General features: G+C 36.5%; 10 protein-coding genes. 6 read left to right on the forward strand and 4 right to left on the reverse strand.

Translation table 11 applies throughout. The features are described 5' to 3' along the window. Nucleotides 1-43 precede the first annotated feature (43 nt). The 4 genes from DEU39_RS08030 to DEU39_RS08045 all read left to right on the forward strand — a co-directional run bounded on the left by DEU39_RS08030 (nucleotide 44) and on the right by DEU39_RS08045 (nucleotide 7,014). Nucleotides 44-2,281 (forward strand): CocE/NonD family hydrolase, encoded by a 2,238-nt coding sequence (locus DEU39_RS08030; RefSeq protein ID WP_120231557.1) that lies wholly within the window; start codon nucleotides 44-46, stop codon nucleotides 2,279-2,281. 181 nt (nucleotides 2,282-2,462) lie between these two features. Then, nucleotides 2,463-4,727, forward strand: a complete 2,265-nt coding sequence (locus tag DEU39_RS08035; RefSeq protein ID WP_120231558.1) for a CocE/NonD family hydrolase — start codon at nucleotides 2,463-2,465, stop codon at nucleotides 4,725-4,727. Nucleotides 4,728-4,831: 104 nt separating this feature from the next. Beyond that, nucleotides 4,832-6,514: an APC family permease gene (locus DEU39_RS08040; protein WP_062675235.1), complete on the forward strand. Its 1,683-nt coding sequence runs from the start codon at nucleotides 4,832-4,834 to the stop codon at nucleotides 6,512-6,514. Nucleotides 6,515-6,675: 161 nt separating this feature from the next. After that, complete coding sequence (locus tag DEU39_RS08045; RefSeq protein WP_120231559.1) at nucleotides 6,676-7,014, forward strand: DUF962 domain-containing protein; 339 nt, start codon at nucleotides 6,676-6,678, stop codon at nucleotides 7,012-7,014. 335 nt (nucleotides 7,015-7,349) lie between these two features. Here DEU39_RS08045 and DEU39_RS08050 read toward each other — a convergent pair whose 3' ends face one another. The 3 genes from DEU39_RS08050 to DEU39_RS08060 all read right to left on the reverse strand — a co-directional run bounded on the left by DEU39_RS08050 (nucleotide 7,350) and on the right by DEU39_RS08060 (nucleotide 10,426). Further along, nucleotides 7,350-7,814: a hypothetical protein gene (locus DEU39_RS08050; RefSeq protein ID WP_120231560.1), complete on the reverse strand. Its 465-nt coding sequence runs from the start codon at nucleotides 7,812-7,814 to the stop codon at nucleotides 7,350-7,352. 24 nt (nucleotides 7,815-7,838) lie between these two features. Then, nucleotides 7,839-8,294: a lipocalin family protein gene (locus DEU39_RS08055; RefSeq protein ID WP_120231561.1), complete on the reverse strand. Its 456-nt coding sequence runs from the start codon at nucleotides 8,292-8,294 to the stop codon at nucleotides 7,839-7,841. Between the two features lie 122 nt (nucleotides 8,295-8,416). After that, nucleotides 8,417-10,426, reverse strand: coding sequence for a hypothetical protein (locus DEU39_RS08060; RefSeq protein ID WP_410493184.1), 2,010 nt, complete (start codon nucleotides 10,424-10,426; stop codon nucleotides 8,417-8,419). A 156-nt stretch (nucleotides 10,427-10,582) separates the two neighbouring features. Between DEU39_RS08060 and DEU39_RS24680 the strand changes: the two genes are divergently transcribed. Next, nucleotides 10,583-11,197: a DUF4377 domain-containing protein gene (locus DEU39_RS24680; protein WP_228436696.1), complete on the forward strand. Its 615-nt coding sequence runs from the start codon at nucleotides 10,583-10,585 to the stop codon at nucleotides 11,195-11,197. Nucleotides 11,198-11,317: 120 nt separating this feature from the next. On the opposite strand, the gene DEU39_RS08075 is transcribed toward DEU39_RS24680, so the two are convergent. After that, nucleotides 11,318-12,256, reverse strand: a complete 939-nt coding sequence (locus tag DEU39_RS08075) for an SPFH domain-containing protein (RefSeq protein ID WP_062675312.1) — start codon at nucleotides 12,254-12,256, stop codon at nucleotides 11,318-11,320. Nucleotides 12,257-12,437: 181 nt separating this feature from the next. Here DEU39_RS08075 and DEU39_RS08080 point away from each other — a divergent pair, with 181 nt between their 5' ends. Beyond that, nucleotides 12,438-13,028 (forward strand): Crp/Fnr family transcriptional regulator, encoded by a 591-nt coding sequence (locus DEU39_RS08080; protein ID WP_228436699.1) that lies wholly within the window; start codon nucleotides 12,438-12,440, stop codon nucleotides 13,026-13,028. Nucleotides 13,029-13,037: the final 9 nt, after the last annotated feature.

Genomic DNA, 13,037 nt, shown 5'->3' on the forward strand with positions numbered 1-13,037 from the left:
TTTTTCAACAGCAGCTAAAAACATACCATAAACACACCATCTCATGAAATTTAAGATTCTTTTAGCATTAATTTTTGTAAACCTCCTGCAGGCACAAAAGTTTTATTTTCCAAAGACAGCTGTAAATGACTCTGTTATATTGGAAAAACAGATTCCAGGACTTGCGCAACAAGTGATTCCCCTCCTTCAGCCTGCAAAGTATAAACCTGAAAATACGGTTGACCTTATGGATAATCTTTTCCGCTTGCAGCTGGTGGCTCATGATTATAAAAATTCATTGGCCTCCCTTTTCGAAAACCGTAAGCTCTTTGCAGATCACAATATGGGAGACTACAGATACATCGGATTTGAACTATATGCCCTTGCAAAAATGGAGCAAGAAGAAAACAATACCTCATTTTCCAATGCCCTTCAAAAAGTATTTAATCAAAAATACGAAAGCCTTCCGGAAAAACTGATTCCAAGACTGGAACTCGCTCTTAACGGAGATGTGAACGCATCCAGAAAACTGTTGAAGAATCTTCTTGATAAACAAAAAGATAAGGACAGCATCGATTACAAAACGGCACTGGCTCTATGTAAAAATTATCTGAATTATAAAACCTACTCCAGCATCAAACCTCAGGTCATGCAGCTGCTGGCTTCAAAAGACAATGAAAAATTCATTACCGAAACGAAAGATCTTAAGATCAACGGAAACACGTTAACGATCACTATAGTCCGCAAAAAGAAAAATACTTCCGCGCTTCCTGTTATTTTAACCAATAATATCTATGCAGGCCCTATTGATGGTTTCTTTGGAAAGAGAGCTGCTACATACAATTACGTAGGGGTTGTTGTGAATACGAGAGGCAAGAGAAACAGCAATGATGCCAATAATCCTTTTGAACATGAATCGCAAGACATCTATGAAGTGATAGACTGGGTCAGCAAACAGCCCTGGTGCAACGGGAAAATAGGAATGATCGGAGGAAGTTATTTAGGCTTCAGCCAGTGGGCAGCCGTAAAAAAAATGCATCCGGCATTAAAGACGATTGTTCCTCAGGTTGCCGTGGGAATCGGGATTGATTATCCGGCTCAGAATAATATCTTCATGAGCTATATGCTTCAGTGGATACAGTATGTTACCAATAATAAGTTTACCGATGAAGCAGATTTTACCAATGCTGTAAAATGGGATTCTATTTTTACAAAATGGTACAAAAGCGGGAAATCATTTAGGTCGTTAGATAAAATAAGCGGGAAACCCAGCAAAATATTCCAGCGATGGCTGGATCATCCGGGATATGATGAGTACTGGCAGAAAATGGTTCCTTACAAAGAAGATTTTTCTAAAATTAACATTCCTGTTCTTACCACGACAGGATATTATGATGATGATCAGATTGGCGCATTGTATTATTTTAAACAGCATCATCAATACAATAAAAACGCAGATCATTATCTGGTAATAGGCCCTTATAACCACGGCGGTGCACAAAGTTTCGGATTTACTTACGTGAATGGCAGTCCTATTGATCCGGTGGCCAGAATAAGCATCGATGATCTTGCTTTCTCATGGTTTGATTATATTCTTAAAGGAGGAAAAAAACCTGAAATTTTAAAAGACAGAATCAATTTTCAGGTAATGAACACCAATACATGGAAGCATGTAGCCCATCTTGATAAAATGCATAATTCGTCTTTGAAATTCTACCTTCAGGACAAAAAAAACACATCTTCTGTATTTAATAAGCCTGAAACCAAAAATTTCACAACACAAATTGTTGATCTTAAAAACAGAGACCAGAAAGACACTTATTATAAAGTCAGTAAAAAAGACAGCATAAAAATGACAAATTCTGTCGCTTTTGAAAGTGAAGTTCTTGATAAGGATATCATCATGAGTGGAAACCTTTCCGGAGTCTTCAATGTTTCTATCAATAAAAGAGATTTTGATACGGATACTTCCTTATATCAAATTCAACCGGATGGAAAGTCTTCGTTACTCTCCACTCACATTGTTAGGGCCAGCTATGCGAAGAACAATGAAAAACGGCAGCTTCTTGAACCGAATAAAATGGAACAAATCCCGATTAACAATTCCTATTTCATGAGTAAAAAGATAGAGAAAGGAAGCAAACTTCTTTTATTGGTCGGAGTGAATAAAAGTCCTAACTGGCAGATCAATTATGGTTCCGGTAAAGATGTAAGTGATGAAACAGTAAAGGACTCCGGTAAACCCATGGAGATAAAATGGTACAATGACAGCTATGTGGAAATTCCTGTTTATAAAGACTAAAAACCTTTTCTAAATATATTTCAGCGGGCTTTATGCAATAAAATAATAATAAGATCATTTCATTCTTTACTGATAAAAATTCTTAATTTAGCCCGCTAAAAAATAACCAATTGAGCAATACGATGATTAAGAACATTTTTTGATGTGATACTTTTCATCACCAGCTCAAAAAATACCATTAATGAAATTTAAGATACTCTTAGCATTATTTTTTGTCAATATAATGCAGGCACAGAAGTTTTACTTTCCGAAAGCAGCAACTACAGATTCTGTGATTTTGGAAAAACAAATTCCCGAACTTGCTTTAAAGGTGATTACTGAATATCAGTCTCCTAAGAACAAACCGAAGTATATACTCACGTTTTTAGATAATCTGTTCCGTTTACAACTTGCGGCAAAGGATTACAAAAATTCCATTACAAGTTTAACCGATTACCGTAAGGAATATGCAGATCATAATATGGCAGGGAACAAATATCTTGCTCATGAAATCTACAGTATAGCCAGGCTGATTGAAAAGGATAAAAATATTCCGTTTCCAGATGCTCTTCAAGCGGCCTTTACTACAAGATATGAAAGTTTATCCGGGCCACTGACGGCCAAAGTAGGACCCACCCTGGATATTGATTCAGATGTAGGGGATCATAAAAAAAGACTGAAAACAGTACTTGACAAACAAAAAGATAAGGATAGTATTGACTATGCTTCCGCTCTGGCTTTATGTAAAAACTATGCCAATTATAAGACCTACTCCAGCATCAAACCCCAGATTATGCAGCTTTTTAAAGTAAAGGAGAAGGAGAAATTCATCATCGAATCCAAAATCCTTACTTTAAAAAAAGGAACAAAACTCACCATTACAATTGTAAGAAAAAAAGAAAACACGTCTCCTCTTCCTGTTATACTTACCAATAATATTTATGCCGGAGAATTTGTAGATGCAGGGATGGGGAAAAGAGCAGCTGTTTACAATTATGTAGGAGCCGTGGTTAATACTCGGGGAAAGAGAGACAGCAATGACCCCAATCATCCATTTGAAGATGAAGCGCAGGATCTTTATGAAGTCATAGACTGGGTAAGCAAGCAACCGTGGAGCAATGGTAAAGTAGGAATGATAGGCGGAAGTTATTTAGGATTCAGCCAATGGGCAGCTGCCAAAAAACTGCACCCGGCTTTGAAAACCATTGTGCCTCAGGTTTCGGTAGGGATCGGAATAGATTATCCTTCTCAGAATAATGTCTTCAAGGGCTATATGCTCCAGTGGATTCAATATGTCACCAATAATAAGCTGACTGATGAAGCAAGCTTTAATAATGATACAAAATGGGATTCTATCAATACAGCATGGTACAAAAGCGGCAGATCATTCAGAGCCCTTGATTCTTTAAGCGGGAAGCCCAATACAATATTCCAAAGATGGCTGGATCATCCCGGTTATGATAAATACTGGCAAAACATGGTCCCTTACAAAAAAGAATTTGCCAAAATAAACATTCCTGTTTTAACGACTACAGGCTATTATGATGCTGATCAGATCGGAGCATTGTATTATTATAAAGAACATCACAAATACAACAAAAATCCTAACCATTATTTAGTGATAGGACCTTATGATCATGCAGCAGCTCAAAGCTATGGAAATAATTATGTTTATGTTTTCGGTTATGGGAATCTACTCATAGATCCTGTAGCCAGAATAAGTATTGATAAACTTGCTTTTTCATGGTTCGATTATATTCTGAAGGATGGCAAAAAACCGGACCTTCTGAAAGATAAAGTCAATTTTCAGATCATGAACAGTAATACATGGAAACATGTTCCTACTCTTGATAAAATGCACTCATCTTCTCTTAAATTTTATCTTCAGGACCGTAAAAACGGTTCTTCAGTTTTTGAGAAACCCGGAACTGAACAATTTACCCAACAGACCATTGACTTTAAAGACAGAAATCCGAAATATCTTTATCATACAGTAAGCAAACAGGATAGTGTGTATGTAACCAATTCTGTTTATTTTGAAAGTGAAATTCTGGAAAAGGATATTACAATAAGCGGAAATTTATCCGGAATATTCAACGTTTCCATCAACAAAAAGGATTTTGATCCCAAAACCCTATTATATCAGGTACAGCCTGATGGTAAGATATTTTTACTGTCTACACATCTTACCCGAGCCAGCTATGCAAAAAACAATTCCAAACGTCATCTGCTTAAACCTGGCAAAAAGGAGCAGATCCCAATCAAAAATTCATTTTTCATCAGCAAAAAAATAGAAAAAGGAAGTAAACTGGTCTTACTGGTAGGAGTTAATAAAAATAAGAACTGGCAGGTCAATTATGGCACAGGAAAAAATGTAAGTGATGAAACTATAAAAGATGCAGGTGAGCCTTTGGAAATAAAATGGTACAACGACAGTTATGTGGAAATTCCCATTTATAAAGAGTAAATTCTTTTGTTTGCGCATTTTTCCCCAAATGTTTTTAACAACTGTTAACATCAAAATAAAAAATCATTACATTTGCTTTTTTTCAAATCAAATATAGTTATTGAATGAGTCAACTTTTTAGAAGAAAAATCTATTCAGATACAGATACATCAACAGGGCTTTTAAGAGTCTTAGGGGTATGGGACATTGTATTTTTTGGTATTGCGGCCATTATTGGAGCTGGGAGTTTCAGCAGTTTGGGAGAAGCCGTTTTCAGAGGCGGTCCCGGTGTAATACTACTCTATTTGATTTGTGGCTTTGCCTGTGGGTTTACCGCTTTATGCTACGCTGAATTTGCCAGCAGAATTCCTACGGCAGGTTCTGCCTACACATATGCTTATGCCAGTTTTGGGGAATTGATTGCATGGGTTATCGGCTGGGCTCTGATCATGGAATATTCTTTCGGGAATATTTACGTAGCCTTTTCCTGGTCAGATTATTTCACCAGTTTCTTAGGACGTCTCGGAATGCATATCCCTGATTATCTTACCTGCAGCTATACCGAAGCCAGAAAAGCCGTTCAATATGGTTCAGAAAACAAGGAACTCTTAAATGCATGGAAGACCGCTCCATTAATCGGAAGTTTGAAATTCATTGTAGATATTCCGGCGTTGGTGATCAATGGTTTAATTACATGGCTTTGTTATGTAGGAGTAAAAGAAAGTAAAAACTTCAATAACTCTCTGGTTATCTTAAAGCTTGGAGTAATTATATTGGTTATACTGGTTGGTTTTGCGTATATCAATACTGAAAACTGGACTCCGGTAAGTCCTACAACGGGAACACCATCCTTTATGCCAAATGGCTTTGCAGGGGTAATGAGTGCCGTATCCGGAGTATTCTTTGCTTATATCGGATTTGATGCTTTAAGTGTTCTTTCTGAAGAGACTAAAGACCCACAAAAGACTTTACCAAAAGGAATGATTATCTCCCTTGTATTGTGTACCGTGATCTATATTGCTCTGACATTGGTATTAACAGGTATGGTAGATTACAAAAAATTTGATGGTGTGGGAGATCCGCTTTCATTTATATTTGAAAAAACGAATGCCAATGTAGCCTGGATGGAGCTTGTAGTTTCCTTCGTTGCAATTGTTGCCATTACTACCGTATTATTGGTTTTCCAGATGGGACAGCCAAGAATATGGTATGCCATGAGCCGTGACGGACTGATGCCTGCAAGATTTCAAAAAGTACATCCTAAGTATAAAACACCATCATACGCAACTATCGTTACTGGGATTGTGGTAGGTATTCCTATCCTGTTTACAGATAAAACTTTTATTCTTGACTTTACAAGTATCGGAACTATTTTCGCTTTTGTACTGGTATGTGCCGGAGTACTAATGCTTCCAGCTAAAGAAAAAATTAAAGGCAGATTCCACCTTCCTTACGTGAATGGTAAAATCATTTTCCCTGTCATTTTCATTGGAGGTTTACTGGCTTTCTACCAGTGGCAGCCTGAGTTTTTTGATAATCTGATGAACTGGTCAGATCCTAATGAAGGAGAATTCAGAGCTTCTATTTTCTTTTTTATCATCATCAACCTGATTCTATGTATTGTAGCTTTTATCAAGAATTTATCATTAATTCCATTGATTGGTTTAAGTTCATGTCTGTATCTTCTTACAGGAATGAGCCATGAGAACTGGTTCTGGTTCGGAATGTGGTTCCTGATCGGTATGGTTATTTATTTCTGCTACGGATACAAAAACAGTAAGCTTGGAAAAGAGTTAAAAGACAGCTAAATATAAGCATTTAATAAAATTGCGGAAAGGCAAAATAGCAAATAGGTTACACCTGATGGAAAGACCTGATTTGTTATTTTGCTTTTTTACTTTTTTGGGCTCTTTTAAAAATCGGCAGAATTATTGCTTTCAACTCAATTGAACCAATAAACTAACCCGCCATGTCTGAAAGAATCAAAACATACAGAGAGTTTTATCAGTTTTATCTTACTGAGCATAGTAAAACAGGTACCCGCATTTTCCATTTCATCGGAACGTTTCTCGTATTTTTCGTAATATGTTATGTCATCAGTTCCGGAAAAGAAAGATTTCTATGGTATATTCCAATTGTAGGCTACGGATTTGCCTGGTTCAGCCACGCCGTGATTGAGAAGAATAAGCCGGCTACTTTTAAATATCCTTTATGGTCTTTAATCTCAGATTTCAGACTGTTTTTTGAACTGTTGATCGGGAAGCAGAAATTCTTTACGTCCAATAACCAGCCTCAAAATCAGGAATAGCCTTTAGTTTCTTTTCTTTCTTAATTTTGAAGACGCAAGAGCATTTCGACTTAGCACAATGTGAGATTTTCAGCAAATGATGATATTATTTTTCTCGCAGATTGTGGAGATTTCGCAGATTTTTTTTAATAATATCTGCCTAGTTTTCAAGAGCTGTAGAGGATATTAAAGTTTAGATTCCTTGCTTTTCCCGGAATGACAAAACAGAGTTTTGAAATTTTATCGGAGATAAAATCTTTGCGCCTTAAAAGCATTCCTTCTAATAATACTTGCGCCTTTGCGTTTTCCGACCTTTACTTTTAGATTGAGATTGCTTCACCTTCGGTTCGCAATGACTATATGTTGGTAGAATTCTGTTTATTCTGAGGGAGTTTCTTCCCAATCAGATAACCCAATGAAGGCAGAATACATGATAATACAACCGGAACTATCAAAGCCAGACCTGATCCGTCAAGGATAATCGTTAAAGGAAAAAGATATCCGTTATAAACAAGCAGTGCCAATGTAAAAAGAAAACTGTCACTATTACCTGTAGAAAGAATATTAAAATCGCTTCCAAACTGATCAAACAAACCGGAGCAAACGAATAAGAAGACATTCACAAAAAACATCCATAGGACGGTTCTGTAGATCATTCCTTTTTTTGCATTCAGATATCCGGCGAAGATCAGAAATAAAGATAAAATTCCGGAAACGGTATAATCCAGTCCTGAAACATCAACTTCACTACCCATTCTTCCAAAGAAATACATGGCATACAATACCTGATTTCCGAGATAGATGACCGTTACATAATTCATACCTTAAAAATTTTGTGTTTACGGTTAATATTGTTTTTCAAGTATGTCGTAATGAACCGTGTTTACTATCTTCTCTGCAAGGATGTCTCCATCTACTTTTTTCGGTTCAGGAATATAGCTTGAAAAGGTTATCGTATGATCTTTATTGATTGTTACTTCCACTTCTTCAAGGATATTTTTATCATCTACATAAAACTGGATCCTGTTTTCTACAACTCTCCAGAAAGAAAGTCTTGGTTCAGATGGACTGCAGTCACCCGACTTCCCTTCTACATAATTATAAATGGCGAAACCATCTTCCCTGATCGCATAATTTCTCATCAGGCGGCAGTTATCGAACTCTTTTATCACTTTCTTTTTACCTTCATAAAATCCGGCTTCCTTTAGTTTCCAGAATCCAGTAACGTTTTCTTTGGTTAGTTTTTGGGCACTGACCAGAGAAAAGGTCATACAGGAAGCGAGAAAAAATATTTTAGACATAATGAATTTGTGTTTTTTGATTGTAAACTAATATAATAATCATAGTAAAGAATTACGGCGGGCGGCTTCGCCGCCCGCCGTAATTCTAAACCTTAAACTTTGAACTTTGAACTTAAAGGATTCTATTTGAATTTTTTCTTAAAGTTGAATTTAAGCATATTCATGAGTCCCGGTTCAATGATATCAATTCCCAGTCCGAAATTACTGTCAGCAACAGTATGATGATCTGTTCGGAATTGTTCAAACTCGCTTTGTGGAATTTCAATATTAATCAGAGGATTGTATTCAATGTACACACTTGCCCCATTTTTGTTTACTTTTTTTCGACTTTTATAATCAAAATATGGGTTGGATATTGTACTTTCCTGAACTGTATATTTTTCTTCAACATCAATTTTCTGATCCGTCTGCAAATTGATTTCATATTTCTCACTGTCGAAATTATGCCAGAAAGGTAAATCTTTGTGGATGAAATCTCTTGCACTCGCCTTCACTACATTTCGGTCAAAGTACATTAGAAAACGGTTTTTCTGCGGATCCACAAAATAAGGATTTTCAATGGTTGCGGTATACTGGATCTTAACTTCATTCAGTTTCTTATCATCACTGACTACATCAATAGCAGCATCTTTGAATACGTTTCGAACATCTGTACCATTGCGGTCACCTGAATAATTAAGCGCATAGAAAAGAAAGCTGTTCCAGCTGTCTATGATTTCTCTTTTATTGGTACTTTTAAAATACCTTCTCATAGCATTGGCTCTGTTTCCTTTATAAGTCGTTGACAGAGTAAGCTTTCCTGTATTGCCCTGTGCATTTAAATCAACTCTTTCATCAATGCAGAAGTAAGGGAATTTATAAGATTTTCTTACCTGAAGCTCCTGATCTTTCTTAACTTCCAGAAAATGCATAAAATAGATAAAGCCTCTGTTTTCAATCAATCCGAATTCATCACGAATGGTTGCATCAATGAAATATTCTTCACCTTTATAATTCACTTTTACGACAACATGATTGAAACTTAACAGGGACGGCAGATAGTATTTAATATAATAATCCGTATTAAAATTAACCAGAACTACAGAGGCGTCTACTCCTATATAATCAAGGATTACTTTCAATAAAACCGATTTTGCCTTACAATCACCCTGTTTATTTTCATAGGTTACTGACGGCTCCTGTGGTTTATGTCCATTCATTTCATCTGCATTGAAGACGTAATAAATATGATTTTGTACATATTCTATGGCAAACTGCAGTTTTTCATCCTGATCAGCAATGGCATCCAGTTTTTCAACCAGGTTGGGAGCAAAATCCTTTAAAGAAGATTTGTTGAAAATCTCCTCATAGAACGGTACAATATAGTTGGAAAGATCTTTCCAGTTGCTTTCTGTAGCAAAATCTACATAAGGGAAAATTTCACGGCCTGAATCTACAGGGTTGATATAATTCTCTTCTTCAATGACAAATCTGTCTCCTTTTTTCAGATAACTGATTTCCGGCTCAAGAACATTGCCCTGTTCATCTCTGAAAAATGTTTTTTTGTAAGCAATAGTCTCTTCACGCTCATTGATAAACGTGAATTTAAAACTGCCATAAGCCCAATAGTTATCCGGACTTACCCAGACATATTTTGAGAACTCCTTTCTAAGAAAATCGCGGTCTGTAAATTCTTTGATTCTTGAATCTTCTAAAATCAGAACATCATACAGCCTGAGATCTTTAATGGTAATATTGATTTTTTTATTACTGCTTAGAACCCCTCCACTGCTTTGGTTTTCACTGTCAAGAACCTTTATTTTTGTGTCCGGAATCTTATCGATCAGCACTCCATCCCTCAACACACTGATCCTGTGAATCTGGTAAACTTCATTTTCCTCAACAATCACATCAGAAACAGAAGCCCTTTCCAGGTTTCCCGGTTCGTTCAGAGTATAAGCCATGCATACGTACTCACTGTTTTCCGTATTGCTTGTATAGTATTTTTTGTCTAAAAAATAGCAGTAATCGCGACCTTCATCAATTTGTCTTCTGGCAAATTCGGAGTCTTTGATTCGGTTTTTTATTTCCTCATCCCCGATATTTCCTGCCCACATTTCAGGTTTTTGAATCCTGTAATTTTCAACTTGCATTTGATTATCCATATTTATTATAAGAATTATATTTTGGTTAGTGTTTAAGAAATTCAAATTAAACAATTAAAAAAGTAAAAAACAATAGCAGAAGTACTACAAATTCAGTATTTTTTTTCGGCACAGTAATTGCGAGGTATGGGGAAAATCAAGTTTATGAAAAGTATAGCAACAATTCTAAAAGGGGCAGCACCCGCATTAGCATTATTCGCAATGACGCAATGTACAACCACAGCCAATGCATCCGCAGGTGATGAAAAAACATTCATCGTAGGACCACAAACAGCAGATTGTACAGGAGTAGCTCCTATGAAATGTCTGCAGGTAAAAGAAAACACTTCCGCAAGCTGGACCAATTTCTACAGCAATATCGAAGGATTTACTTATGAACCGGGGTATGAATATGTTTTAAAAGTAAAAACAGAAAAAATTGAAAATCCGCCGGCTGACGGATCTTCCATAAAATACACTTTGGTAAAGCAGGTTTCTAAAACGAAAAAAGCAGAAATGGCAGCCAATGAAAAGACAATTATCGTAGGGCCGCAAACCGTAGAGTGTTCTGCTGGAGCCGGTCGTATGCAATGCATGCAGGTAAAAGAAAGCGCTTCTGCAGCCTGGACGAATTTCTACAGCCACATTGAAGGCTTTACTTATGAGCCGGGTTACGAATATGTTTTAAAAGTAAAAACAGAAAAAATCGAAAATCCTCCGGCAGATGCTTCTTCCATCAAATATACATTGGTAGAACAGGTTTCTAAAACGAAGAAATAATAAAAACCGCTTCTGAAAATTCAGAAGCGGTTTTTTATTTTGCGGGAAGAAGGAAGTCAGAAGTTACTTTTTGGTCAATCCGGAAAAGTTAACCATTATATCTTCATTTTCCTTTTTATCTTAAAACCCAGTCTCTTTTTGTGGAGGATCAGGATATTTTCCTTTAGTAGCTTCTCCTACTGTGTTGGCTGTAGTCATCGCTACCACAAGATCATTCAGCATTCCGCTGGCTGCAGTGGGTGAATTGGGAAGGAGTACAAGATTACTTCTGTTGCTGGCGCCCACAGAATGTAAAGTATCATAATGCTGTGTTACTACAATAAGCGCTGAAGCCTCATGAGAATTGATATCCACATTATTCAGCATTCTTACAGACTCTTCAAGTCCTTTTGCAATTTCTCTTCTCTGGTCGGCAATTCCCTGCCCTTGTAATTTCTTAGATTCTGCTTCTGCTTTTGCAACCGCAACAATTCTGATTCTTTGTGCTTCAGATTCGTATTCAGCAGCCGTTTTTTCTCTTTCTGCTGCATTGATCCTGTTCATGGCATGTTTTACCTGCTCATCCGGATCAATATCTGTTACCAAAGCTTTGATAATATCATAACCATAACTGTTCATGGCATCCTGAAGCTCGCTTTTCACTGCAATGGCCACATCATCTTTTCTTACAAAAACATCATCAAGCTTCAACTTGGGAACTTCTGCTCTTACCACATCAAAAACAAAAGAAGTAATTTGATTTTCAGGATTTTCCAAACGATAATAAGCATCTCCCACCTGACTTCTAATGACCTGATACTGAACAGAAATTTTCATTTTGATGAAAACATTGTCTAATGTTTTGGTATCAATCAGTACATCCAACTGCTGAATTCTCAGATTAAGTCTTTTAGCAATCTGATCTATGATGGGTAACTTAAGGTGAAGACCTGAATGCTTTACCGCACGGAATTTCCCGAAACGCTCTATAATCGCTGCTGTTTCCTGCTTAACGACAAAAAACGAAGCGAATAAAATGATAAGCCCGAAGAAAATAACGGGTGCAAAATATATACTCATAGTTTTAATTTTTATTAATATGTCGTTACACCACCTGTTTTTGTTAAAAACATTTTTTGTAAGTAGCTGCTTAAATATAAGAAAAATAAATGTAAGATCCGGAATATAATCCCCGGGAAATCAGACTTGATGATATCATATTTTTTTTTAAAACCAAAATTATTCTGAAAAAGACTTACTTTTGAATATTCATTACATCATGGTCAATTCAAAAGAAATATTAAAAGATCACATCTCTAAATTCACTTCAATTACTGAAGAGCAATTGGATTATGTTTTCAGACATTTTAACCTGATCTCTTTAAAAAAAGGGCAAAGTCTTATTTCGGAAGGCGATTTTGTGAATCATGAATATTTTGTTCTGGAAGGCTGTCTGAAAGCTTTTTATCTTAATGACAGCATGAAAATGTTTATCCTTCAGTTTGCCATGCCTACGTGGTGGGTGACAGATTTTGATGCACTTTACAGTAAAACAAGGGCAACCATCAATGTAGACTGTATCACCAATGCCAGCATCCTTTCTATTTCCAACGAGGACAGGGAAAAGATCTGTAATGAAATTCATGAAGTTGAACATTTTTTCAGATGGAGAACCAATAAAGGGTATGTAGCCGCCCAGAAACGTTTGTTATCTTTTATGAATAATGATGCCAGATTCCGGTATGAAGAACTTCTATCCATGTATCCTCAATTGTACAATCTGGTTCCGAAACATCTGATTGCATCTTATCTGGGAGTAACCAGAGAAACTTTGAGCAGGCTGCACCAGTAATCAACCTCT

Origin of the sequence: Chryseobacterium sp. AG363 (genome assembly GCF_003610675.1) — a bacterium.
GTDB classification, from domain to species: Bacteria; Bacteroidota; Bacteroidia; order Flavobacteriales; family Weeksellaceae; genus Chryseobacterium; species Chryseobacterium cucumeris.